Source organism: Taibaiella helva, assembly GCF_003545695.1.
GTDB lineage: Bacteria > Bacteroidota > Bacteroidia > Chitinophagales > Chitinophagaceae > Taibaiella > Taibaiella helva.
This window is the reverse complement of record NZ_QUZZ01000002.1, coordinates 477,069-502,408: the sequence shown is the minus strand read 5'-3', so window position 1 is coordinate 502,408 and position 25,340 is coordinate 477,069. Positions and strand designations below refer to the sequence as shown.

The window sequence follows — 25,340 nt, the reverse complement described above, 5'->3', positions numbered from 1 at the left end:
TTTTTTGTTGGAAAGGTGCCACCTCGCAGGAGGTGGCATTTTTTTGATTGCCTGCTAAGCACATTGGCTAAGGATCGCAGCGGTAGTCGAGCTTCAGCTGCCAGTTCAGGAAGAAGGCGTTCCGGAGAAATGTGGTGTCCCGCTCACGGAGGTCCCACAGCAGGGCCTTATCAATTACCCATCGATAGGTCAGCTTAGAGCGAAAGCGGTGTACAAACCGGAAGATCTCTTTAGCGTAAGTATCTGCCGGACACCGGGGCTTCATGAAAAAATAGAAATAAGGAACCGGCTCCTTCAACAGCAAACGTTCACCAATATCCAGCACCAGGCGATAGCGCACCATGCCATACCAGGTGCTGCCGCCTTTTGTTACAGTATACTCCGGGCTCAACCGGATAAGGCTGTCGCCTGAAGGGAAAGGAAGCAGGAGAAAAAAGTCATACTCCGGTTTGTCTTTTTCGGCAAATGCTGCCTTCTCTTTTATGTATTCAAAAGGGATCACTGCCGAATGCAGGTAGAGTACGGAATCGGCACGCTGCGGCACCAGGATGCCCAGCTGCTCTGTACAATGCAATATGCTGCCCATACGCGATCCATACCGCAGCAGGTTAAAGGAAGACATCTTCTGTTTCTTTCCCGTACGGGCCTCGATTGTTACCTGGGGTATTTCCGTAGAGATGATATCACGGTCCTGGGCAAACCCCGGAATGGCGATAGACAGGAACAGCAGAGGAGCATAGACAAACTTTTTCATGGGCAGCAGCGGATATACGGAATACTAACGCCCGTGCAAGCCTCAATAATATCAATAGCGGCCGGATTAACTTATGCACCAAAAGAAAATGCCGCACCAGGAGGTACGGCATTCGTAAACAAAAAGCAAAAGCTTATTTACCTTTCTTTTCTTCTGTTTCGGCCTGGCGCAGCGCACGGGTCATCACAACAGAAGCGATAGGCTGACGGGCGGGATTCATCAGCTCCACGTTGTCCAGCTTCACGTCTTCAACACGGATGTTGCCATTCAGCTGCAGGTTGGTAATATCTACATCGATGGAAGCTACCAGGTTTTCAGGCAGCGTACGCACCTTCAATGATTTCATTTTGATCACCAGGCGGCCACCGGCTTTTACACCTTCAGACTGCCCATGGAAATTCAGCGGCAGGTTGGCAATTACTTTGCGGCCTTCTACCAGCTCCAGGAAGTCGATGTGGTTCAGCGCATCGGTTACTACGTCAAATTGTTTGTCTTTCAGGATGGTGCGGTAAGACTTACCGTCGATCTTGATCTCGGCGATCTGGAACTCGGGGGTGTACACCAGGCCACGGAAAGCCATAACGGGTGCAGAAAAGTGAACTTCTTCCTTACCACCATAGATAACGCCCAATACTTGTCCTTGTGAACGCAGATCACGGGCTGCTTTTTTACCCATGTCGGTCCTCAGCTGTCCTTCGATAACAACAGATTTCATTTTTGTGTGATTTTTTACTACCCAAAGCCAAACGTTGTCCCGGCGAACATCTGTACTCTAAGCTGTGATTGATTTAAAATGTAAAGGTTGGCGGCATAAGCCGGCCGGGTTTTATTGCTTAAACAGTCATTTATCTGGTCCTGTAAAACGATACAGGCGCTTATTTATTTTTCCTCTGGCTGTGGATGAACAGGGAATGGATCGATTTGTTTTCGAATGTATTCCTGATCGCTACAGCAAACAATTCGGCAGTGCTCAGCACTTCGATCTTGCTGCACTGCTGCCTCAGCGGAATGGTATCGCATACCACCATGCTTTCCAGCTCTGAATTTTCAATATTCTCGTAAGCCTTGCCGCTCAATACCGGGTGGGTACAGAAAGCGCGTACGCTTAAGGCTCCCCTTTCCTTCAGGATGGCCGCAGACTTCGACAAAGTACCAGCAGTATCGCAGATATCGTCGATCAGCACAACGTTCCGGTTGGTCACATCGCCGATCACCGTCATGGAAGCGATCTCGTTGGCACGCTTGCGGTGTTTGTCGCAGATCACCATTTCAGCATTGAAATAGCTGGCCACCTCGCGCACACGGTTGGTGCTGCCTACGTCGGGGGACGCAAAGGTAAGGTTTTCCAGATTTAATTTTTCAATATACGGGATAAAAATAGCAGAGCTGTCGAGGTGATCCACAGGAATGTCGAAGAATCCCTGGATCTGGGGGGCATGCAGGTCCATGGTCATTACCCTGTCGGCGCCGGCGGTGGTCAGCAGGTTAGCAACCAGCTTGGAAGCGATGGAAACACGGGGTTTGTCTTTCCGGTCCTGGCGGGCAAAGCCGAAGTAAGGGATCACCGCCGTGATATAGCCTGCAGAAGCACGCTTGGCGGCATCGATCATCATCAGCAATTCCATCAGGTTGTCGGAAGGCGCAAAGGTCGACTGCACCAGGAAAACATAATCGCCGCGGATCGACTCCTGGAATACGGGCTGGAACTCACCGTCACTGAATTTCTGGACATTGATGTCGCCCAGCTTGTCTCCGTAAGCATTAGCGATCTTGCTGGCTAAGTATTCGGAATTCGTGCCGGAAAAGATTTTAACCGAAGGTTGCATTGGGAATGTGGAATGAGGGCGCAAAGGTAGGAATAAAATCAGGAATTCGGCACAGCCGGATTATTTTTTTGTTACGCGCAACCAGGCCTTGCGGCCGGGACGCGAAACGACCTGAACGCAGGCGAAAGCATGTCCTATCTCTGGCATGCTTTTTGAAAAGACAAAAATATAATATAAAAACACAATGCATTTCGAAACAGGGCAAGTATATCATATTTACAACCGAGGCAACAATCAACAACCGATTTTCTTCAAAAGAGGCAATTATCTCCTTTTCGTGGAGAAAATGAGAAAGCAACTTTTACCTGATTGCTCCATACTGACCTGGTGCCTGATGCCCAATCATTTTCACCTGATGATCGTGGCGCAGCCACATGGCTGTCAGAACCGGTCTGCATTTGGCAGCAAGCATATGCAGCAGTTGCCTTACAACTTCGGTGTATTACTCAGCAGCTATACACAAATGATGAATCGCCAAAACCATACAACCGGTTCTTTGTTTCAGCAAAAGACCAAAGCAAAAATGCTGATCGATATAAACGATATCTTACGCTGTATGCATTATATACACCAGAACCCGTTGAAGGCAGGGCTCGTAAAACATAGCTGGCACGATTGGGCTTATTCATCCTTACAGGAATACTTCGATGAAACCCCGGGAATTTGCGACCAGGAACTGCTGTTCACCTTAACCGGATATACGAGACAGCAGCTGAAAGAAGACTACGACACAGCGCTACAGACATATCACGGGTAAGAAGACGTGCCGTTCAGGCTGCTGCGCATCCCGACCGGCACACGCTCCGGCGGCCGGAACATGTGGTCAAACTTGCGGCCGGGACGCGAAAGCGACCTCCTGGCCAGGCGAATATGAAAAAGGCGCCTCACGGCGCCTGTAAATGTTTCTATGCTTTACCTTCCAGCTTAGCTGAAGGCATCTTTTATCTTTTCAAAAAAGCTGCGCTCCTTCCGGGCTTCCTCGCCGGGCTCAAAATTGGCGGAGTCCTTCAGCTTCTCCATCGCGCGGCGTTCGTCGTCGCTGAGCTGCTGGGGTGTCCATACCTTTACCTGCACCAACTGGTCGCCTTTGCCATAGCTGTTGATCTCGGGAAAACCTTTTCCTTTCAGGCGGAAGATCTTACCGCTCTGGGTCCCGGCCGGGATCTTGATCTTAGCCTTTCCGTCGATGGTCGGCACTTCTACCTGCGTGCCGAAGATCACATCATAAAAAGACAGGGGCAGCACGTATTGTACATCATTCCCATCGCGGGTAAGCTCGGGATGCTTTTCTTCTTCGATCAGGATCAGCAGATCGCCCGGCATGCCGCCCCGTTCACCTACATTACCCTTGCCGCTCATGCTGAGCTGCATGCCATCCTGTACGCCGGCCGGCACGTCTATCGTAATGGTCTCTTCGCCAAAGACGCGGCCTTCGCCTTTACAGGCCGTACACTTGGCGGTAACAATCGATCCTTCGCCATTACAGGTCGGGCAGGCAGTTACCGTTTGCATCTGGCCCAGGAAGGTGCTCTGCACTCTCCTTACCTGGCCGCTGCCATGACAGGTCGTACAGGTTTGTACCGAGTTCTTGTCCTTGGCGCCGGAGCCGTTACAGGTGCTGCAGTGCACATGCTTTTTGACCCTGATCTTTTTGGTCGCGCCATGGGCGATATCGGCATAGGACATTTTGAGCTTGACCCGCAGGTTGGAGCCCCTGGAGCCTCTCCGGCCACCGTTTTGGCGGCCTCCGCCAAAAAAGCTGCCGAACATATCGTCACCGAAGATGTCGCCGAAGTTGGAAAAGATATCCTCCATGCGCATACCGCCACCGCCGCCAAAACCACCACCGGCAGCGCCGCTCATACCGGCATGACCGAAACGGTCGTATTGGGCCCGTTTATTGCCATCGCTCAGCACTTCATAAGCCTCAGCGGCCTCCTTGAATTTTTCCTCTGCTGCCGCATCTCCCGCATTCCTGTCGGGATGGTATTGCATGGCCACTTTACGGTACGCCTTCTTGATCTCATCAGCCGACGCTCCCTTCTGGACGCCCAGCACTTCGTAATAATCTCTCTTGCTCATATACTTACCTGCCCTTTCCGAACAGCATTTATGTATTTAATTGAACTTTTTCGTTTTTCGTCTCTTCCACCAGCCATTGGCCAGTATGCCCAGGCCTACCACACTCCACAGCAACCACACTGTTCCATCTCTCCCCGTTGTCGCGGCATAGGTGATACCACCCAGGCCTATAGTCGTAACCACACCACCCTCCTGCATCCTGGTTTTAGCCGCCCGCCGCGCTTCCGCTATCCTGAGCGTCTCCGTCACGATCTCGGGGATCTTTTGCTCGCTTACCTTCCTGCACCGCAGGTAGGCTTGCAGATCCACACCCGGCGCAGTGCTCTTTTGCTTCAGACAATCCAGGATCAGTTGCCGGTTATCGGCAGGCTTTGCTTCCATAAGGGCCGGTTATTTGCCCACTACCACTTTGGCGTGGCGGATGATCTTATCGTTCAGATAATAGCCCTTCTGCACTTCATCCAGCACTTTACCTTTCAGCGCTTCCGCAGGCGCAGGAATCTCGGTAATCGCTTCGTGCAATTCCGTATCGAATTCCTGCTCTCTGCTTTCCATCGCCTTCAGGCCTTTTTGTTGCAATGTGTTTTTTAGTTTATTGAATACCAGGTAGATACCTTCTTTGATCTGGTTCAGATCTTCGCTGGTCTCCATTTGCTTCATCGCACGCTCTGAATCATCCAGCACATCAAGCAATGCTTTAATCACATCTTCTCCGGCATTTTTGATCAGCTCGATACGCTCTTTCGCATTACGCTTACGGAAATTGTCGAATTCGGCTACCAGGCGCACATATTTATCATTCGACTCTTTCAGCTCATGTTCCAGCTGCCGCACCCGATCATCTTCCTCAGTAGCCATTTCGTCATTTAAATGTGTGGTGCCTGCCAAACTATCATCCGAATTAAAGCTCATGGCAGCGTCCTCTATATTTTGCTGGTTTGTTTCGTCCTTGCTTTGGGCCTCATTCTGAAGCTTCTGGTCTTTGTTACTCATACGCTTTTTATTATTGAAAGGGTTAAACCGGTTCATCTTTTAAGTTATGTTCAATTTACTTGCCAAACCTTCTTTTTTGTCAATTTGACACTATTTAAATCCTTCAGTTACTTAGTATTGGCGGTTCAGCAACCAGGCGGCCAACTGGCGTAAAGGCTCTTTTCTTTCCCCGGGAAGGCTGATCTTATCTAAATGAGCAAATGAATACTCAGCGTATTGGTTGATCACATTTTTGCTATGCTCATCGATATTAAAATCGAGGTAAAGTTGCCGCACGCCGTTCACTTTTTCCTCCTCCTCTTTCTGCATCAGCGCTTCCATCACCGGGAGCGCGCCGGCAATTTCCCGGGTTTTCAGGGTCAGAAAGGTTTTTTTATTGGCCCTGATGTCGCCACCGGGCTTTTTACCGATCTTGTCCTCGGCGCCGAAAGTATCGAGGTAATCGTCCTGCAGCTGGAAGGCAATACCCATATTTTTGCCGAATTCGTACAGGTGCTGCGCATCTTCGTCGGGTGCACCGGCAACGATCGCGCCGATCTGGAGGCTGGCCGCCAGCAATACCGAGGTTTTCAGCTCGATCATTTTCAGGTATTCGTCAATGCTGACCTCTTCCTGCTCTTCAAAGTCCATGTCCCATTGCTGCCCTTCGCAGACTTCAATAGCTGTCTTATTAAAGATCCGGAAAACTTTCTGAAGATGCTCCGGCCGGATCTTTCCCAGGCAATCATAGGCGAAAATACCCATAACATCGCCCGAAAGAATACCGGCCGTGAGCCCATACCGGGCATGTACAGTGGGCTTACCCCTCCGCAGCGGCGCCTTATCCATAATATCGTCATGGATCAGGGTAAAGTTGTGGAAAAGCTCTACGGCCATGGCTGCATGGTAGGCATCTGGGTTAATGCCGCCAAACAGCTCCGCGGCCATCAGGCACAGGGCCGGACGTACCCGTTTGCCCCCCGCATCGAGCAGGTAGCGGCAAGGTTCGTACAGCCGTTCCTGGTGGCCGGGAAAGGGCAGATCGGTCTTTAGATATTGTTCAAAAAGGATGGAAATTTCAGGAAAGCTGCGCATGCGATCAATTTCTAGGAGCGCAAAGCTAAGAAGAAACCGGCAGCTTGCCGGCTGCTTTCTCTGCAGCAGTGAGCATGGTGATCAGCCGGGTTTCCTCTCCCGCTTCCAATGCCCTGCTAAAGAAAAAGGTAAAAATCGGGACCAAGCCACTTTTATGCATATTAAAGGTAATTTACCCGCATAATTCATAGCCAGTTACTTAAGAGCGTTTTGTCATGTGTTTATGACATATAAATCGGATTTATCTATGTTTAAATAGCCCGAAAGGGTTGTTTAATTTATCACAATTGGATACTTTTGAACAATTGGGCTGAATTTTTTTAATCAAAAAATAAAATTAAAGGGGCTTATGCAAAAAATCAGAGTGGGTTTGTTGATGATTGTTATGTGTGCATCTTCATTTTTTGTACAAGTAGTAAAGGGGGAAGAGAATTCCAGATTCAACGTTTCCCGTACCGGTATTAACCGGAAAGCAGATCAGGTTTATAACCAGATCAATTTTGGAAAAGACGAACCGCTCTCCAGAGAGGTGTTCAGGAAAGCCTACACCGGCTACCTGAACCTGAGGGAAGCCGGCAAGCTGAACCAGGAGCATTCGATGCTCAGCATTTGTGACTTCAGCCTCTCGGCTAACGTAAAACGCCTTTGGGTAATCGACCTCGAACAGGCAAAGGTTGTGTTTCATACCCTGGTGGCGCATGGACAGGGCACAGGTGAAGAATTTGCCGTTAACTTCTCCAACCGTGAAAATTCACATCAAAGCAGCCTGGGCTTCTACGTTACCCGGGAAACCTATAACGGCGACAATGGCTATTCGCTGAAGCTGGATGGCATGGATAATGGCTATAACGATGCGGCGTACAGCCGTGCGATCGTGATGCATGGCGCCGATTATGTCTGCGATTCCTATATCCGCGACAATAAGCGCCTGGGCCGCAGCTGGGGCTGCCCGGCGGTACCGGTGGCTCAGAGCAGGGCCATCATCAATACGATTAAAGAGGGCACCTGCCTTTATATTTATTATCCCAGCCGGCCTTACCTGGCGCAGTCCGTGTGGCTGAACCGTGCGCCGCATATTTCCGACGACGAGCTGATCAAAAGCGAATTCCAGAAGCTGAACAAGCAAAATAATATCGCAGCAGGAACATTGGCCCAGGCCGATACCAACCAGGATGCAGCAGCTACACCGGCAGTACCGCAGCTGCCCACCTACCAGGGCGTCCAGTTGGCTGTAGGTGCACAGTAACACAGTTTAAGATTATTCAAAAAGCAAGGATTGTCCCGACAGACAACCCTTGCTTTTTTTATAGAGGATACTATAACCTTTCGCTTGTCAGCAATCTATTGCCGAACCAGCCGCTTTGTTTCGTGGAGCGTACCATCCCCCGAATGTGCCGAAAGGGAGTATACCCCCGATGCCAGCCCGGGCAGCGTCCAGGACAGCGTTTGCGCTCCTTCGCTCAGCGCGAAGGAATGGGTCGCTACCTGGCGGCCATCCATACCAACCAGTGCAATATCCAGCCGGGTAGCGCTCTTCGTGATCACTTCGAGCTTCACAAGATCATTTCCTTTATCCAATAGTGTAGGATAAACTTTAAAACTGCTCTCCATCGCCATCTCCGCTACGCCTTTGTATTGACTGCCGGTACCGGAACACTGGTCGAACGTCGTAGATAAAGGCACGGACACAGGGAAACGGTATGCCGGCATGCAAACCACATCGTAATCCCCGTGCGGAAGGGAAGAGAAAACCGGGACTACAGGACGCTGTCCGATAGGGTATTCTTCGGCGCCGCAGGTATTCCCGTTGACGTCGGTAGCGATCATCCTGATCTCTTTCGTCGCATCTTTGGACGCGGCAAAAACAAACTGTTCCTTCCCGGTAAGGGGATCGCTGATGCTGACGGGTTGTGTCGCAGCCAGCGTGCCGGTGTAGATATTGAAGCGTTTAAAAAACTCGGCATTTCCCGTAAGCTTATCCACTCTCAGCAAGCAGGTGTTTCTCTCCGGTATAGTGCTACCCGAAGCCGGCATAATGCTGCAGGAAATGAAGTAGTCTTTATAGCCTTTGTCCTGCATAATACCCATACTATAATTCTCAGTTGTCTGATCCACCCAATAGTAGTCTGAACGCAGATGATTCAGTGTAACTGCATCAAAGCGGCTGAGGGTGATTTCCGAAGCCGTTGGCACGCCGACAAGGTTGTTGTCGCCCATGGTGTAGGCCATAACAAAATTGTTATTCACAGGATCGAAGATGACATCATGGTTAAGACTATAGGTAGGCACGATCACCTGCCGGAAATTGTCAACGATGGCTCCGCTGTTGTCGATGCTCATTAAGAAAGCGGCTCCGCCACCTGGTATGCTTTCCCCGGCGCCCGCGATCAGGTATTTGCCCAGGCCGTACCGGATCACCGAGGGGCTGATGCGCAGGACCGTCATAGCCGGCGCGCCTATGGCCGAACGGGTAGCCATACTTACCGAGTACTTTTTATCCCAGATAACGCCTCCTGCACCATCGATACGCAACACATTCAGGATGCAATCCTGGTCATAGGCCGGCAAGATTGTCTGCTGGCCCGATGCTGCGATGATGTAAGATTCGCCGGGCGCATCCTGTACCTGTTCGATACAGACCCCCTTGCCCAACCGGGAGTCGGCATAGCTTGCCATATTGCACGCGTATTCTTTCATCCATAGGAAAGTACCGGCATTGTCGAAACGGGCAGCAAACGGTTGCTGAATAAAGGGAGCCGTACGCGGCGAGCAGGTTCCCACTACAATGTAACCACCGCTTGCCGCATGGATCACCCGCTGAGGCATCACATAAAGGCTGGGGGCCCGGTGCAGGGTCTCAAAAAGAATATTCCCGTTATAATCCAGTTCCCGGAGCAGGATATTATCGTAGGGCAGTGTTCCCGTAACCGGATCATAAGTAATGTCCGTTGCCAGCAAGACCGATGTATTGGGGCTTGCTGCGATAAGGTCGACAGCACCGACCGGCATAGCGGCGGGATTGAACGACTGATAAGTACGCACATACTGAGCCGTTGCCGGTATCGGCAACAAGCTGCTGAAGACCAGGGCCAGCAGCGGAACGAAGTTTATTTTTTTCATAAAGGAAGGTTTTACAAATAAGTGTCAGGTAAAAATAACTTTGTACCAGGCGATCGCCCAAGTACCATTGAGCAGGTGTCGCCAAATGACAATAATTGTATCTCCCGGCAAATAGGTGTAAGCGATGATCCCCAGCAACCCCATCAGAACTTTCTTTTTACAGGCTATAATCCTGCTTGTTTAAGCATGCCGCATCAGATCTGTCCTTATCCTTCAGGAAGAGCGTTTCCGGTAACGGCTACAGGTACCGAAAAAAATAAAGCTGCCTCTTGGGCAGCTTTATTAAGGATGAATAACTCAGGTTTTATTTCTTCACGAAGCGGCCATTGAACGACGCAACGTCGTTGGTATAGCGGATGGTATACACCCCTTCGGCCAGCTGGGATACATTCAGCCGGATACCGCCCTGGAGCAACGTTACGCTGGTATTGCTGAGCACTACCCTTCCGAGGTGATCGTACACCGTAACTTCGTGGCGGGAAGACCTGGCCGTTCCGGGTATAGCGATATTCAGCTCACCATTTGTCGGGTTGGGATAGATCATCAGCTCCTGCTCACCGGCTGCTATGCCGCCAATGCTGCTTGTTCCTCCGGCTTTGAAGCCCAGGCTGCCACCGAATACGCCATAGTTGCTGGAAAATTCAGCATACTTATAGTTGCCCAGTGCATCGAGGCGCCAGTGCGTGGCATCGGCAACATTACCATTGGTATAAATATTTACCGCGCTGGCAGCGGCTGTAGCCGGATTGGTTGCCGCTGCCTGTGTTTTAAAGGCCACAGCAGAGAGCTGGTTGGCCTGTGTCAGCTGGGGAACAGAACCTTTAATATCCAACACATCCTGGTCCATAAAGGGAAAACGGACTACCACAGCCGCAGCTGGCTGGCTGCTCAGGGTCACGTTCCAGGTACGGTTGGCCTCTTTCCAGCCGCTGGCCGCGTAAGGGGCGGTTACTGCGCGACCGGTATTGGAACCGTAAGCGCTTTCGGTCGTCATCTTGATCTGGAAGCCGGCCTGGTCGACGTTACCGATGTTCTGCCCGTTGGTCCGGATCATCAGTATCATCTCATCGTCCGTATCTACCGCTGTATTGTTGTCGTAATAGTAGTAAGTCCATTGACCGTCGTTGCACTGGCGGTTGGCAATGCTCACCTTGCCGGCAGTGGCCAGCGTTTTACCCGGCGCTGCTGTAGACGTACAAGGATTGGTGGTCATGTTTTCCCGCAGCAGATTTCCGGGCAGCGGACCAAAGCCCAGCGCCAGGTTAATGCCCCAGTTGGTCAGGTGACAATAGCTCATGACCGTTCCGCCGGAAGCAGCCGGGTTAGGACCGGGCGCACAGGAGCCGTCCTCGACAGGATAGCAGTTGTCGATAGGACCGCCAGGCCAGCTGCAGCTGTGCGTGTGCGGTGAGCCGATATTGTGTCCCATCTCATGGGCGGAAGCCTCGACATCCCAGGAGAAAACCGGCAATTGGGGAATATTGTTCAGAATATAGTTGTCAGCAATACCAAAGGGCCCTACCCATGTCTGACCCATACCAGGTACATTTTCGAAAGATGGCGGTACGCAAAGGGTACGCAGCCAGGCCACCCCTCCTAAAGGAGGCCCCCCTCCCTGCTCGTAAGCCGTAACGAGATGAGCAATATCGCCATTGAAAGTATTGCGCACCAGTTCTCCGAAGCGGGCCAGGACCTCGGTGGAGCTGCCGAAGGTATAGCCGTCCGGCGCACTGTTCACGACCGTTTCGGAAACGACCGCGTTGATATCCTCATTGCTGTAGAGGGTGGAGATCACGTTGAACAATGTGAGCAGGTAGGTCGTGGCGTTGGCTACGCTATTGCCACGCTTCTGGTAAGTAAGGTAATCGGCGTTCATAGATACCCGCAGCTTGGCACAATTGGCAAAGCTGCCTTTGGCAGCCACTTTATCCCTTTTCACCTGTTCCATCGCTTCGGTTACCCCGCAGCGGAAGGTGTTTTTCGTTTTAATATCCGCCTCACGGAAGAGCAGGTAATTGTCCCTGTCCGCACCGGGATTTACATAATCCAGCACCAGGTTATAGTTACCGCCACCGGGTGTGCTGATCACTGCGGCTGCATCCTCACCGGTAAAGGTAAAAGCAGCCAGGGAGCGGTTTTCGCCGTCGACAATGCCACGGTAAAAGCTTCCGGTAGCTACCGATACTTCTTTCTTCTGCCCGTCGCTGTCCCTTTCATAGGCTCTGAACCCGTTGTCCAGGATGCTGTAGCTGTTCAACGTAAAATCAATGGCCTTACCATCCTGTCCCGGCAGCGACAGCCGGATAAGCGGCGTGTTCGCAGCTGCCAGTGTTTTCAGCACTGTTTTGTTGAGCTTCAGGTAAACCACGTTATTGATCTCTTTATCGATCAGCGGATCCCGCTGTACAGAAGGCTCGAATAGTCCGTAGGTAACCGCATCACGCATTTGTAGTTCGTTCTGTACCGCTGTTGCCAATCGGTTGGGCATTTCCTGCGCCTGAATTCCTGAGGTAGTCAGCAGGGCTGCCGCCAGGATGCCTGATGACCAGGCTTTCATCTGTAGTGATTTCATTTTTTGCCGGATAAAAGAATATTTCATGCGAAAGTATTACAAATCCAGGTAGCATGAACGACATATCCATGTCGCAAAAGGCCTGTAAAAGAAAAAACAGCAGGAAAACCCTGCTGTTTTAAGAAATTAATATTCGTCCGCTATCAGGCTACACCAAACTCCTTACGGATGATGTTCAGGGCGCTGCCGGCTTTGAACCATTCGATCTGCTGCTGATTGTAGGTATGGTTCACCACGATCTCATCTTTAGTACCGTCTTTGTGGTTAGCCACCACAGTAAGCGGTACGCCGGGAGTGAAAGTAGTAAGCCCAAGCACATCGATCGTATCGTCTTCCTGGATCTTGTCGTAATCGTCATTATTGTTAAAGGTAACGGCCAGCATACCCTGCTTCTTCAGGTTGGTCTCGTGGATACGGGCAAAAGATTTTACCAGCACCACGCGCACACCCAGGTGGCGGGGTTCCATGGCAGCATGCTCGCGGCTGGAGCCTTCACCGTAGTTTTCATCACCGACTACGATAGAACCGATACCAGCGGCTTTGTAAGCTCTTTGCACTTCGGGTACCGGTGCATAATCACCGGTCAGCTCATTTTTCACGCTATTGGTCTTCTCATTAAAGAAGTTGGTCGCACCGATCAGCATGTTGTTGGAGATATTATCCAGGTGACCGCGGAATTTCAGCCAGGGGCCGGCCATTGAAATATGGTCTGTCGTACACTTGCCTTTGGCCTTGATCAGGAGCTTCAGCCCTTTCAGATCGGTACCTTCCCAGGCAGGGAATGTTTCCAGCAATTGCAGCCTTTGCGATTCGGGAGAAACAATTACCTGTATGCCGCTGCCATCCGCTGCAGGCGCCTGGTAACCCGGATCGTCCACGGCAAAGCCTTTTGGAGGCAGCTCATAGCCTGAAGGAGCATCCAGCTTCACCTGCTCGCCGGCCTCGTTGGTAAGGCTGTCGGTAAGCGGGTTAAAGGTCAGGTCGCCGGCGATCGCCAGGGCGGTCACGATTTCAGGAGAGCCTACGAAAGCGTAGGTATTGGGGTTACCGTCCTGGCGGGCGGCAAAGTTCCGGTTGAAGGAGTGGATAATCGTATTTTTTTCCTTTTTATCAGCGCCTTCACGGGCCCACATACCGATACAAGGGCCACAGGCATTGGCAAATACCGTACCGCCGATCTTACCGAAGGTATCGATGAAGCCGTCGCGTTCGATGGTGAAACGCACCTGCTCCGAACCGGGGGTGATGGTGTAGGCTGATTTGGCTTTCAGGTTCTTGTCAACCGCCTGCTGGGCCAGGTTGGCTGCGCGGCTGATGTCTTCGTAGGAAGAGTTGGTGCAGGAACCGATAAGGCCTACTTCCAGCCTGGTAGGCCATCCGTTGGCTGCCGCCGCATCTTTCATTTTGGAGATGGGTGTAGCCAGGTCGGGAGAGAAAGGTCCGTTGATATAAGGCTCCAGGGTAGAGAGATCGAGTTCGATTACCTGGTCGAAATACTGTTCGGGGTTAGCATACACTTCAGGGTCGCCGGTCAGGTGTTCCTTAATGCCATTGGCGAGGTCGGCTACCGCTGCACGGCCGGTGGCGCGCAGGTAGCGCTCCATGCTTTCGTCGTAGCCGAAGGTAGAGGTTGTGGCGCCGATCTCAGCACCCATGTTGCCGATAGTACCTTTACCGGTACAGCTGATATTGGTAGCGCCTTCGCCGAAGTACTCCACGATGGCTCCGGTACCGCCCTTTACGGTCAGCTTGCCGGCTACCCATAGAATAATATCTTTAGGTGTAGCCCATCCGTTCAGCTTGCCTTTCAGGTGTACGCCAATCAGCTTGGGCATCTTCAGCTCCCAGGGCAATCCGGCCATCACATCACAGGCATCAGCGCCACCGACACCGATAGCGATCATACCCAGGCCACCGGCATTGGGGGTGTGAGAGTCCGTACCGATCATCATACCGCCGGGGAAAGCATAGTTTTCCAATACCACCTGGTGGATGATACCGGCGCCTGCTTTCCAGAAACCCAGGCCATAGCGGTCCGAAACGGAGGAAAGGAAATCGTAAACTTCTTTATTGGAATCCACGGCTACCTGCAGATCCTTATCCGCCTCTACTTTGGCCTGGATCAGGTGATCGCAGTGAACGGTAGAAGGAACGGCCACTTTATCGCGCCCGCAAGTCATGAACTGAAGCAAGGCCATCTGCGCCGTCGCATCCTGCATCGCGACCCTGTCCGGACGGAAGTCCACGTAAGCTTTACCCCGCTCGTAAGCAGCGGTAGCAGGCTTGTCCAGGTGAGCGTAAAGGATTTTTTCCGTCAGGGTCAACGGACGTCCGAGCAGCTGGCGGGCAATCTGGATTTTGCCCGGCATTTCAGCATAAACTTTTTGGATGAGATCTAAGTCGAAAGCCATTTTGAAAATGAAGATTTGAAAAAAAGTTGAATATTGAAGGGATCAGGAGGGGATTTTTAGACCAGTCAAGATTTTATTTGTCCCTTCTCCTAAACCGGCTCGCAAATTTACTTCATAAAAAAGAGAAAAGAAAAAAAAGACAGGATTATGACAATTGTTTTTTCTGATTTCACTATCCGATAGCATTATGAGTAACGAAGGTTGATTTTAATCAAGAGCAAAAAAGATTCCCTGAAAGGACCCTGGAACTACGCGCTGCACGCCGATGCCGTTCGTCCGGGACCAACAAAGAAGAAGTCAGGTTTTTAAAAACCTGACTTCTTCTTTGTTGGTATTTGTGCATGAAAAGCAGTAATCCGGGCTGCCTCCTTATTTTGTTGCGGGCGCGGCAGCCTTCTTATCTTTATTTTCCTTGTAGCGCATATCGGGCGTACCGTCTTTCTTCATTTTCTTGTTCTCTTTGTAACGCTTATCGGGTGTGCCATCTTTCTTGGTGTGTCCGGCAGTGGCAGACTTGTCGGCGGGCTTGCTGGTTTGCGCGGTAGCCGGCTTGGTCTTGGGCGCAGCTTTGTCTTGAGCAAAAGTGACTCCCGAAACCATAAGCATAAGGGCCAGGAGCAGTGAGCTGATCTTTTTCATTGTTGTTTCTTTTAATTTACCCTAAAATTAAAGCGGGAATATACATGCAGGTAATATTGTTTTGTTATCGGTTTGTGATTTTTACAATCCTTCACGCATGAGGCGCCGGCCGGGCGCCGGGCAAGCTGGTCAAACCTCTTCGATGGCCTTGCGCTCCTGCTCCGAAGGCGCGCCGTGCAAGCCGTTGTAAATGGCTTTCAGCTCGATCAGCATCTTTTCGATATAGACCATCTGGCTCTCAACAGGATTCATCGTATGAAAACCTTCTTCAGGAAAGGTTTTCAGGTATTTCTCCGCCACGAAGCCGTTGCCGGATTGCCGCAGCAGCTGTATATTGTCGCGGAACAGGTCGTCGCATTGGTACAGCATCTGGTAAAACTTCTCTTTCTCCTGCACCGGTATCTTTTCGACTTCCAGCTCCGTCTCTCCGTGGAAATTGTTCAACTCGCGCGTGATCCGCACGTTATGTGTCAGCAGGTAATAATAATTCGCATACCCCTTCTTGCGGCGCATCCCGGGCTCCTGCATGAAGCGGGTAAAAGAATCGAAGGCATTGCTGTTGCGCGACTCCGCCATACGCTTGAGCCTGGTCCAGGGCATACGTTCCTCGCTGCGGTAGAAGGTACCCTGGAAGTAATCGAAATTGGCCGTAATGGCTTGCGCCAGATAGCGGGGCAGATGATCTTTGTCCCAGGAAGGCAGCAGCAGGAAACCCGCGCCGATCGCCAGCGCCGACCCGATCAGCGTGCACAGGATACGGGTCTTCATCAATCCCGCATCGAAACCGGGATCGATGGCCAGCAGGCCCACCAGCATCAGGGTAATGAAAAAAGCCGCCACCGAGTATTGCCGCCGTAGGAAATAAATGAGGAATATAGAGCTGAAGAATACCAGGATAAAGCGGGATAACAGCGGGAAAGGCAGCAGCAGGAAGCCCGAGCCTACGATAATGCCGGCGATCGTGCCGGCGCTTCGCTCGATCCCTTTCTTTAAGGTAGCACCGAAATAAGGCTGGGAAACGATAATGGCCGTAAAGGCGATCCAGTAACCATGATGCCGCAGCTGCACCAGCGGCAGGTCCAGCGTATCGTGCAGGAAGAGCGCGAAAGCGCTGCCCTCGCTCAGCAGGAAGCCGATAAGGGTGCCCAGGAAAGCCGCAATGCCGATACGGATCGCATAGCGGGTAGTAATGCTGTCGAGGTTGAACAGCTGCCTGAGATTGTTCCTTACATACCGGGGATGGAGAATATTGAGCGTTTGTGCAAAGGAATAAGCCCGGTACACCCGTCGCTCGCCCGGCTGCGCCAGCAGCTCCAGCGATTTTTCCACCAGCTTGGCCACCCGTTCGGAGAGCACCAGCATTTTCTTTACCACAGCGGCGACACTGGGCTGCCCTGCCTCGGGCAGCTCCGCTATCTGCAGCGAGATCTTGCGCAGGCGTTCGATGCGGGAGGCCACCAGGATACGTTCCTCCTCCTTCAGGGTAAGCAGGTAGATTTCCATGCGCTCCCCTATCTGCTCCAACGCCCGGAACAAGCTGTAGAACTGTACCATGAATTTGCGGTCGCCGGTATGGCGGTACAGCTGCTCGGCCGTTTCGCTGATCTGTATGATGTGCATGCTCACCAGCGAAGCGCAGCGGCGGGTTTGCGCCAGGGCATATTTGGTCTTCTGGCTTTTGCTCACCTGGTCGGCGGTCTCTTCGAAGAGGAAGAGCGAGCTGTCGATAGCCGTGCGTACGTCTTTTTCCTTGAGGTAGATATCCCGTACCGAGCTGCGCGTGGCGGTACCATCCCAACCCTTGCCGGTAGCTTGTGCCAGGGCCGCCACCGATTTCCAGATCACGGCAATAGTGCGGCGGTAAGGCGTGCCGATACGGATAAAAAGAAAGCTGCTGAGCCCTACGATGACCGTCCACGAAGCGCCCAAAGCCACCCATCCGCAACGGGCCCACAGGGCTTCGCTGGTCGCAACGGGATAAGCGCTGGTAATGATGTAAAAAATATAAACGCTGAGGGCAAGCCCCATCCCCCGGTCACCCAGGTTTTTGAACAAACCGCTGAGGAAGCCTACGGCAAACATACCCGGCAGGCTGATCCATATAATATTGCCGGCAAGACTGCCGACAATACAAAACAGTATCGATAGCAGCGAGGCGCTGAGCAATAGCCGCACCCGCTGGCCTATATTGCCCTTAAGCTCGATAAAGGAAACGCTCTCGGCCGCTATCGCCATCCATTCCGCGCCGCTTTCCTTATCGAAGAAAGCACCCCAGAGCAGGGGTATGGTCACCGACATGGCAACCCGCAGGCCCCAGCCCCAGGCAGGTTCACGGTATTGCGACTGTAAACGTTTGTTGACAGATTGGTAAGAAGCAGCTAAATCCATTTGTATCTTGCAAGATAATAACTATTGTGTAATGCGATCAACAATTGCTGTATCCCTTTGATCTCTATTTTTTAAAGTTTTAACCAAAGTGTAATTTGCGGGTAGGGTTACCCTCTTTATTTTTACCGATTATTTATCGCAGCAGGTATGATGGGCAGGCTTCTTTTTTTGCTATTTTTTCTTTTCCCCGCTTTGCTTGGGGCACAAACCACAACTGATCCGCAAGAGGCCTTCAGGCAGGCCGCATTGACCGGCAAGCCGGTGCTGCTTGTTTTCCAGGGCTCCGATTGGTGTATTCCCTGCATCAGGCTGGAACAGCAGGTACTCTCGACAGAACAGTTCATGGCCTTTGCCCGTGACCGCTTCCTGATCCTGAAAACTGATTTTCCCCAGAAGAAAAAGATTCCCGCTGCGCTGGTGCAGCAATATGAGGCCCTGGCCGAGGTCTTCAATCCCGAAGGCCGCTTTCCCAAGCTATTGCTGCTGGGCAAGGACAAGCAGGCGCTCCACACCTTTCTGCAGGACTATGCCACTCCCGGGGCACTGATCGATGAGCTGGAAAAAACGTTAAAGGAAGCCCATGCAGCAATGTAAGCTACAGGCGAGGCTTATGGGCTCCGATTTTGAGCTGATCGTTACCGGCACATCCGAAACGCGGATGCAGCACTTGCTGCAGGCTGGCGTCGACGAGATCAGGCGGCTTGAAAGATTGCTCACCGAATTCGACGACAGTTCCGATACCGGCAGGATCAACAGCCAGGCCGGCATAGCTGCTGTACCTGTAGACCCGGAGGTCTACGCATTGATCGGCCGCTGCCTGCGGCTCTCTGTCCTCACCCAGGGCGCCTTCGATATTTCGTCCGGCGCGTTGAAAAGACTCTATAACTTCAAAGGCGCCACACCTGCCCTACCCTCTCCTGCCCAGCTGGAACAGGCCTTACAAAGGACAGGCTACCGGCATATCGATACCACGAAAGCCAACGAAGTCTTTCTCCGCCGCGAGGGCATGCGCATCGGGTTCGGCGCCGTGGGCAAAGGTTATGCCGCCGATTGTGTGCGGAAGCTATGGCAAAGCGAAGGCGTACTGTCTGGTGTCGTGAACGCCAGCGGCGACCTCAGCGCCTGGGGGCTGCGCCCCGACGGCCAGCCCTGGAAGGTGGGCATTGCCGATCCGCAACAGCCGGATCGCATATTGCTGTGGCTGCCGGTAGACCAGGCATCTGTCGCCACTTCGGGCAACTACGAACAATACTTCGAGCTCAATGGCATCCGCTATTCGCATAACATCGATCCGCGTACCGGGCAGCCGGCACAATGGATCAAAAGCGCAACTGTCGTCAGTCCCAGCGCAGAGCTGTCCGACGCCCTGGCTACGGCCGTTACCATTATGGGCATCGAGATAGGGCTCGACCTTATCGATCAACTGCCTGGCGTTCATGCCCTTATTATTGACCAGGAGAACCGTGTCCATACTTCCCAACAGATCGCAACCCATGCCTGAGCTAAAGAAATATTGTGCTTACACCTTACTGGCCGCAAGCTTGCTGAGCCTGGCATCCTGTGCTACCGTAAAGCCTTACCAGCGGGCCTACCTGAACGACAGCTATATGCAGGCCGGCAAGCTGGACGTCGAACACTTTGACGAAAACGCCCAGTCGTACCGCGAAGGCGCTTCGGGCGGCGGCACCGGCAAAAGCAGCGGCGGATGCGGCTGCAATTGATCTTTAATCCCCAACTTAGCCCGCTGTAACAGCTTACACCCATCGATGAAAAAGAGATACCTGGTCTTCGGTTTGCTTACCTCCGTCTTCAGCGCGAAAGCGCAGCAGGCAGAGCCTGTATACCGGAAACAGCAGCTGAAAGAGACCGAAGTGCAGGCCTTGTTTTCCTTTTATGGCCAGGATGGGCAACATTCGGCCGTTACCGGGGGTAAGGGTACCGAGCAGCTCACAGTTTATGCTGCCGAAGCGACCATAACCCGGCGGCCCGATTCGGTGCAAACCTTACAGGTCAACATCGGCGCCGATGTGATCACCTCTGCCTCTACCGACAATATCGACTATGTCATCAGCTCGGCCTCCCGCAGCGATATCCGCAGCCACCTCGGCCTCGGCTATAGCCGGAAGCTGGGCAGGAGCGGCATTACTGCCGGCCTGCGCACCGGTCTTTCCGTGGAGTCGGATTATACTTCGCTACCTGTGAGCCTGTCGCTTTCGTATACTACTCCCGATGGCGCTACCGAGCTGCAGATGGGCCTGCAATGTTATTTCGACGACCTGCGCTGGGGCCGTATCAACAAGCGGTATTGGCGGCCGGTAACCCTGATCTACCCTATAGAGCTGCGCTACAAGCAATGGTTTGATACCTACACCCGCAATTCTTATAACCTGGGCTTTGCCTGGTACCAGGTCGTCAACCGGAGAATACGCGTGGCGCTGATGCCCGAGCTGGCTTACCAGAAGGGCTTGCTGTCCACTCCTTTCCACAGGGTTTACTTCCGTGAGCTGTCTCTGGCAAAAGTAGAGAACCTGCCTATGGAACGCTGGAAGATACCGGTAGGGCTCCAGGCCAATATATTTGCCTTCCGTAACCTGGTCTTCCGCGCCTACTACCGCTTCTATTGGGACAACTTCGGAATCACGGCGCATACTTTCCAGCTGGAAGTGCCGGTCAAGCTAACCCCGCAGCTGAGCATCGCGCCGCACCTGCGCTGGTATACCCAAACGGCTTCGCGTTACTTTAAGCCTTATAAAGAGCACAGCACATCCGAAACCTTTTATACATCAGATTCCGACCTCTCTGCTTTCAACGATATCAAGATGGGACTTACTTTGCGCTATGCACCGCAGGCACGGATGGGCGGACATTTTTTCTTTGACGAAGCGGCGCTGCGCTATGCCTGGTACAAGCGCAGCGATGGTCTGTACGCGCATATGGTGACCTTGTTGCTGGATGTAAAACATTCCCGGATCAAACCGGTGAAAGATCTATAGCAGCCGCAAGCCTAAGCTCGTTTGGGTATTGCTCGCAGCGCCGCGAAGGCGCTGCGAGCAAGGATCATATTGCGGTTGCGATACCGGCGGGCCCTACAACGGCCTGAACGGAGGCCGGATCCGGAGCTTTCCCAGCTGTTGCCCAGGTTTTGCTCCTACGGAGCAAGGTCATATTTATTCATGGTGGCGCTACAAACGTTCGGCTCCTACGGAGCCTTCTGGCAAGATAAATGGACGTGACCATCAAATTGCGCCGTGTATTGGGGCTGGGTATTAGCTATGCTTGCATGTCGCTTGCTGTCTTGCCTTAGTGAGCAAAATAAAGAAGATAAATGTACCCACGGCTGCGAGCGATAAGATGTAAATACTCAGGATCTTTCCTTCCACATGCCACGCAAGCTGCATTCAAGATGACGGCAGGTGTTTTCAGCGGAGCTGTGTCTCAGCTATAAACACATCACGGTCATGCTGAGGTCTGCGCAGCAGCCGAAGCATCTCTTTTATTTTCTCACAAAGACACCAAGGCGCTAAGTATTAAATAGAATCCCGCAGCGGTGCTGAGCCACTGCGGGAAAAGATTAATGTTACGGCTACGACGCCAGTATCTTCGCCATTTCCAGCATCTTCATATCCAGCGGCGCATGCTGCTTGATGGCGTGGTCGAAGGAGGTATAGATGATCTCCTGGTTTTCCAGGCCCACCATCACCTGTGTCTTACCGGAGATGATCGCATTCACTGCGGCATAGCCCATGCGGCTGGCCTGCACCCGGTCAAAGTAGCTGGGGGAGCCGCCTCTCTGGATATGGCCCAGTATGGTGGACCGCACATCAAGCTCGGGCAGGTGCTCCATGATCTTCATGCGCAGCGCATCGGCGCCGCCGAAATCGTCGCCTTCCGCTACCACGATAATGTTCACCAGCTTCTTCCGCCGCTTGTCGTTGCCGATACGTTCCAATATGGCATTGATATCGGAAGTCTGCTCGGGCACCAATATGTCTTCGGCCCCGCAGGCGATACCGCTGTTGAGCGCAATATAGCCGGCATCGCGGCCCATCACTTCGACGATGAAAATGCGGTCATGCGCCTCGGCAGTATCCCTTATTTTATCAATGGCTTCAACGGCTGTATTCACAGCAGTATCGAAGCCCAGCGTATAATCGGTGCCGGCAATATCGTTGTCGATGGTACCGGGGATACCCACTGCTGGCAGCGAATGTTCCTTAAAGAAGACATTAGCCCCTTTGAAAGTACCGTCGCCACCGATCAGGATAAGACCGTCGATATGATGCTGCTTCAGCTGGCGATACGCTTTCTCCCGACCTTCGGTAGTCAGGAACTCCTTGCTGCGTGCGGTTTTCAGGACAGTGCCGCCTCTTTGCATGATATTGGATACCGAAGTGGTTTCCATATTGAAGATATCTCCTTCGATCATGCCCTGGTATCCCCTGCGGATACCGGCTATTTCCAGGCCGTTGTACAGCGCAGTGCGCACCACGGCCCTGATGGCGGCATTCATACCCGGCGCGTCACCGCCCGAAGTAAGCAAAGCAAGTTTTTTCATAGCTTTTAAGAACAGTTTATCCGCCAGGTTAGTTTGCACCCGTATGCCCGAAGCCTCCGGCGCCCCGTACGGTTTCGTTCAGGGCTTCCACTTCCGTCCACACGGCCGTTTCATGCCTGGCGATCACCATTTGCGCCACTCTTTCGCCATCTTCTATGGTTTGTGTTTCGTTGGAGAGATTAACGATCGGGATCTTGATCTCACCGCGGTAATCGCTGTCGATCGTACCCGGCGCATTGATCACGGTAATCCCTTTCTTGATGGACATACCGCTGCGGGGACGGATCTGTGCTTCATAGCCTACCGGCAGCTCAATGAAAAGTCCTGTAGGCACCAGGATACGCTCCAGGGGTTTCAGCGTAATGGTCTCCGGGATAAAAGCACAGAGGTCCATACCAGCCGAGCCTTCGGTCTGGTATTGCGGCAAAGCATGATGCGATTGATTGATGATATTGATCGGGAGCATTTCTTATATATTAGATGTTAGACGTTAGACGTTAGATCAAGATGCAGAACCACATGCCTGGTACTTGATACCTGGTACTTGGTTCTTAATACTTGATATCAGGCAATAATCGCCTGACGCAGGGGCTCATGTATCTTGCCGTTGGTGGCCAGGGTTTCCTTATCCCAAACGGTGTAAGGATTGTTGCGGAAATCGGTCACCTTTCCACCGGCCTCTTCCACGATCAGGTAGCCGGCGGCAATGTCCCAGGCATTCAGGTTATATTCCCAGAAGCCGTCGAAGCGGCCGCAGGCTACCCAGCAAAGGTCCAGCGCGGCCGAGCCCAGGCGGCGCACGGGGATACCACTGGTCACCATCCGTTCAAAGATGGAGAAAGGATTCTTGCCTTCAGGAAAATGGTAAGGAAAACCGGTCACCAGGAACACTTTCTCAAAGTCGCTTTTCTCCGATACCTTGATGGGCAGGTCATTCAGCGTGGCGCCTTTGCCTTTTTCGGCAAAGAACAGCTCGTTCATCATAGGATTGTACACCGCGCCCAGGATCATGGTCTCGTCTTCCATAAGGCCGATGCTGATACAGCACAAGGGAATACCGTGTGCATAGTTAACCGTGCCATCGATGGGGTCAATAATCCATTTATAGCGCGACTGTATCTCATGCGCACCGTATTCTTCGCCGATAATGCCGTGATCGGGATAGGCATCCCGTATGATCGATGTGATCAGCCTTTCGGATGCCTGGTCCACTTCTGTGACCAGGTTGTTGACACCATCTTTATGAGAAACAGCAAAGGGACCATTAAAATGCTTCAGGATCAAGGCCCCTGCCTCTTTTATCGCTTTGAGCAGCGTTTCTTTCATTCAGCGCTAATTGTAACACGAAAGTAAAATTCCGCTGCTATTTGAGCAAAACATATTTGCCGGCGCAGGGCCGGGGGCTGAATCCCGCAATGAAAAAAGCAGGAGCGTCGCGCTCCTGCCTTACTATGATGAAGATTATATATTACAGCTTAATCTCTTTACCCAGGTAATAATCGATTACTTTTAGCTTGAACAGGAGATCGTATTTAGCCGAAAGCGCATCTGCTTTTGCTTTGAACGCCGTATTCTGTGTAGTCAGCAATTCCACGGCATTCATCAGGCCCAGCTCGTAGCGCTTTTGCGCATAGTCGTAGGCCCGGGTGGAAGCCTCTTCAGCCCTGGCAGTGGCATAGTGCTTCTGTATGGCTGCCATAGCATCGTAATAAGCTTTATACACATCCTGTTTCAGCTTCAGCTTAGCCTGGTCAAGGCCGATCTGCTTGCTCTGTACGTCGACCTTGCTCCGGTTAACACTGGTACGGGCACTCCAGCCATTGAACAGCGGCACCGACAGGTTCAGCAGGTAGGTCTGCCTGAAGTTATTGCTGTACTGATCCCAAAAAGGCACATCTCTGGAAGAGAAAAGAATATTGGGTGTTTGAACCGGGGTGCGTACGCCATCAATGTAGACAAAATCAGTGCCAGTTGTATAGCCATCTACAGAAGTCTTGGTTTCCCGGTAGGTGGAAGCAAAGTTGGTTCCGAACTGACCGCTGAACGACAATTGGGGATAAAGCCCGCCTTTGGCTACAGCCAGCGCCCGGCGCGAAGCTTCGATCTTCAGCTGGTTGCTGCGGATAGAGCCGAAGTGCTTCTGGGCGGAAGCAAAAACCAGTTCTGGTGTAAGCCCGGCCAGCTCTCCTATCGGGATGCTGTTCACCTCGGGCGCAACGGGTACAAAGGGGGCGCTGATCTCGAAATTCATCAGCGCCTTCATGTCCAGCACCGATTGCTGATAAGTGGCCAACGCGGTGAAGTAACCCGAGCTGTCGGTAGCCACCTGGGCCTGCATCTGGGCCAGGTCCAGCTCAGGAGAACGCCCGGCTTTGACAAAGTATTCGGCCTGCTCCTGCTGCTTCAGGCTATACTGCAGCTGGCTTTCGGCCACATGGATCTGCTCCTGGGCCATCAGTATCCGGAGAAAGGCCGTGGCTACGTTCAGCGAAACGTCATCTTTCAGCTGCGACAGGTCGGCCGACGCCGCCTGGCGCAGCAGCTTATCCTGCTTAAGGGTATTCTGCTTCTGGAACCAGCCGAACAGCAATACATCCGCATTACCGCTGGCGCCGGCAAAGGTGTATCCATCCGTATTGAACTGGTTGGTGGTGGGATCGATAGAACGGCCATAGCTGCGCCCGACATTGGTCGAGGCCTGCACATTAGGCAGCATCGACAGCAGGCTTTGCTGCTGCTGCAGCCATGCCAGCCGTTCGTTCAGCACGCTTTGTTTGATATCAAGGTTATTGTCCACAGCATAGCTGATGCTGCGCTGCAGCGTCCAGAGGGAATCCTGGGCACCGGCAAGGCTGCTGGCAAGCATGGCTGCGACAAAAAGGGTCTTTTTTAGCATAGCGCAAATGTAATAATAAAAACAGGTGCT

The 25,340-nt window shown here is 52.4% G+C and carries 22 protein-coding genes; 6 read left to right on the top strand and 16 right to left on the bottom strand.

Annotated features, from left to right (window positions below; all coding sequences use genetic code 11):
* Positions 1-67: 67 nt before the first annotated feature.
* The 3 genes from DZC79_RS04895 to DZC79_RS04885 all read right to left on the bottom strand — a co-directional run bounded on the left by DZC79_RS04895 (position 68) and on the right by DZC79_RS04885 (position 2,580).
* On the bottom strand, positions 68-754 hold the full coding sequence (locus tag DZC79_RS04895) for a hypothetical protein (RefSeq protein WP_118950426.1): 687 nt from the start codon (positions 752-754) through the stop codon (positions 68-70).
* Between the two features lie 133 nt (positions 755-887).
* On the bottom strand, positions 888-1,469 hold the full coding sequence (locus tag DZC79_RS04890) for a 50S ribosomal protein L25 (protein ID WP_118950425.1): 582 nt from the start codon (positions 1,467-1,469) through the stop codon (positions 888-890).
* Between the two features lie 160 nt (positions 1,470-1,629).
* A complete protein-coding gene (locus DZC79_RS04885) occupies positions 1,630-2,580 on the bottom strand; it encodes a ribose-phosphate pyrophosphokinase (RefSeq protein WP_118950424.1) in 951 nt (316 codons plus the stop codon).
* 286 nt (positions 2,581-2,866) lie between these two features.
* Here DZC79_RS04885 and DZC79_RS04880 point away from each other — a divergent pair, with 286 nt between their 5' ends.
* Entirely contained in the window at positions 2,867-3,337 is a 471-nt protein-coding gene (locus DZC79_RS04880; protein WP_232831758.1) for a hypothetical protein, read from the top strand.
* Positions 3,338-3,504: 167 nt separating this feature from the next.
* On the opposite strand, the gene dnaJ is transcribed toward DZC79_RS04880, so the two are convergent.
* The 4 genes from dnaJ to DZC79_RS04860 all read right to left on the bottom strand — a co-directional run bounded on the left by dnaJ (position 3,505) and on the right by DZC79_RS04860 (position 6,729).
* Entirely contained in the window at positions 3,505-4,662 is a 1,158-nt protein-coding gene (dnaJ, locus tag DZC79_RS04875) for a molecular chaperone DnaJ (protein ID WP_118950422.1), read from the bottom strand.
* Positions 4,663-4,698: 36 nt separating this feature from the next.
* On the bottom strand, positions 4,699-5,043 hold the full coding sequence (locus tag DZC79_RS04870; RefSeq protein ID WP_118950421.1) for a hypothetical protein: 345 nt from the start codon (positions 5,041-5,043) through the stop codon (positions 4,699-4,701).
* Between the two features lie 9 nt (positions 5,044-5,052).
* Positions 5,053-5,655 carry a nucleotide exchange factor GrpE gene (locus DZC79_RS04865; protein ID WP_118950527.1) on the bottom strand — a complete coding sequence of 201 codons (603 nt, stop codon included), beginning with the start codon at positions 5,653-5,655 and terminating at the stop codon, positions 5,053-5,055.
* A gap of 111 nt (positions 5,656-5,766) precedes the next feature.
* On the bottom strand, positions 5,767-6,729 hold the full coding sequence (locus tag DZC79_RS04860; protein ID WP_118950420.1) for a polyprenyl synthetase family protein: 963 nt from the start codon (positions 6,727-6,729) through the stop codon (positions 5,767-5,769).
* A 349-nt stretch (positions 6,730-7,078) separates the two neighbouring features.
* On the opposite strand from DZC79_RS04860, the gene DZC79_RS04855 reads away from it, so the two are divergent.
* Complete coding sequence (locus DZC79_RS04855) at positions 7,079-7,975, top strand: murein L,D-transpeptidase catalytic domain family protein (protein WP_118950419.1); 897 nt, start codon at positions 7,079-7,081, stop codon at positions 7,973-7,975.
* 95 nt (positions 7,976-8,070) lie between these two features.
* Here DZC79_RS04855 and DZC79_RS04850 read toward each other — a convergent pair whose 3' ends face one another.
* The 5 genes from DZC79_RS04850 to DZC79_RS04830 all read right to left on the bottom strand — a co-directional run bounded on the left by DZC79_RS04850 (position 8,071) and on the right by DZC79_RS04830 (position 17,859).
* Positions 8,071-9,849 (bottom strand): hypothetical protein, encoded by a 1,779-nt coding sequence (locus DZC79_RS04850; RefSeq protein ID WP_118950418.1) that lies wholly within the window; start codon positions 9,847-9,849, stop codon positions 8,071-8,073.
* Between the two features lie 304 nt (positions 9,850-10,153).
* Positions 10,154-12,421 carry a zinc-dependent metalloprotease gene (locus DZC79_RS04845; protein WP_198666777.1) on the bottom strand — a complete coding sequence of 756 codons (2,268 nt, stop codon included), beginning with the start codon at positions 12,419-12,421 and terminating at the stop codon, positions 10,154-10,156.
* 143 nt (positions 12,422-12,564) lie between these two features.
* A complete protein-coding gene (locus DZC79_RS04840; RefSeq protein WP_118950416.1) occupies positions 12,565-14,832 on the bottom strand; it encodes an aconitate hydratase in 2,268 nt (755 codons plus the stop codon).
* A 369-nt stretch (positions 14,833-15,201) separates the two neighbouring features.
* Positions 15,202-15,471, bottom strand: coding sequence for a hypothetical protein (locus DZC79_RS04835; RefSeq protein WP_118950415.1), 270 nt, complete (start codon positions 15,469-15,471; stop codon positions 15,202-15,204).
* A gap of 129 nt (positions 15,472-15,600) precedes the next feature.
* Complete coding sequence (locus DZC79_RS04830; protein ID WP_118950414.1) at positions 15,601-17,859, bottom strand: FUSC family protein; 2,259 nt, start codon at positions 17,857-17,859, stop codon at positions 15,601-15,603.
* 192 nt (positions 17,860-18,051) lie between these two features.
* Here DZC79_RS04830 and DZC79_RS04825 point away from each other — a divergent pair, with 192 nt between their 5' ends.
* Genes DZC79_RS04825 through DZC79_RS04810 form a run of 4 tightly spaced genes read left to right on the top strand, consistent with a single transcriptional unit; the run spans position 18,052 to position 20,852 of the window.
* Positions 18,052-18,453 carry a thioredoxin family protein gene (locus DZC79_RS04825; RefSeq protein WP_157976927.1) on the top strand — a complete coding sequence of 134 codons (402 nt, stop codon included), beginning with the start codon at positions 18,052-18,054 and terminating at the stop codon, positions 18,451-18,453.
* Positions 18,440-19,360 carry an FAD:protein FMN transferase gene (locus DZC79_RS04820; protein WP_198666776.1) on the top strand — a complete coding sequence of 307 codons (921 nt, stop codon included), beginning with the start codon at positions 18,440-18,442 and terminating at the stop codon, positions 19,358-19,360. The genes DZC79_RS04825 and DZC79_RS04820 overlap by 14 nt, the downstream gene beginning before the upstream one ends.
* Complete coding sequence (locus DZC79_RS04815) at positions 19,353-19,580, top strand: DUF4266 domain-containing protein (RefSeq protein ID WP_118950411.1); 228 nt, start codon at positions 19,353-19,355, stop codon at positions 19,578-19,580. Before DZC79_RS04820 ends, DZC79_RS04815 begins: the two co-directional genes overlap by 8 nt.
* A 45-nt stretch (positions 19,581-19,625) precedes the next feature.
* The gene (locus tag DZC79_RS04810; protein WP_118950410.1) at positions 19,626-20,852 is read left to right on the top strand and encodes a DUF3570 domain-containing protein; all 1,227 of its coding nucleotides are present in this window, start codon (positions 19,626-19,628) and stop codon (positions 20,850-20,852) included.
* A 590-nt stretch (positions 20,853-21,442) separates the two neighbouring features.
* On the opposite strand, the gene pfkA is transcribed toward DZC79_RS04810, so the two are convergent.
* From pfkA to DZC79_RS04790, 4 genes are all read right to left on the bottom strand, one after another.
* Positions 21,443-22,414 carry a 6-phosphofructokinase gene (pfkA, locus tag DZC79_RS04805; RefSeq protein ID WP_118950409.1) on the bottom strand — a complete coding sequence of 324 codons (972 nt, stop codon included), beginning with the start codon at positions 22,412-22,414 and terminating at the stop codon, positions 21,443-21,445.
* 28 nt (positions 22,415-22,442) lie between these two features.
* Positions 22,443-22,880: a dUTP diphosphatase gene (gene dut, locus DZC79_RS04800; RefSeq protein ID WP_118950408.1), complete on the bottom strand. Its 438-nt coding sequence runs from the start codon at positions 22,878-22,880 to the stop codon at positions 22,443-22,445.
* Positions 22,881-22,978: 98 nt separating this feature from the next.
* Complete coding sequence (locus tag DZC79_RS04795; RefSeq protein ID WP_118950407.1) at positions 22,979-23,740, bottom strand: inositol monophosphatase family protein; 762 nt, start codon at positions 23,738-23,740, stop codon at positions 22,979-22,981.
* 142 nt (positions 23,741-23,882) lie between these two features.
* On the bottom strand, positions 23,883-25,310 hold the full coding sequence (locus DZC79_RS04790) for a TolC family protein (RefSeq protein ID WP_118950406.1): 1,428 nt from the start codon (positions 25,308-25,310) through the stop codon (positions 23,883-23,885).
* Between the last annotated feature and the right edge of the window lie 30 nt (positions 25,311-25,340).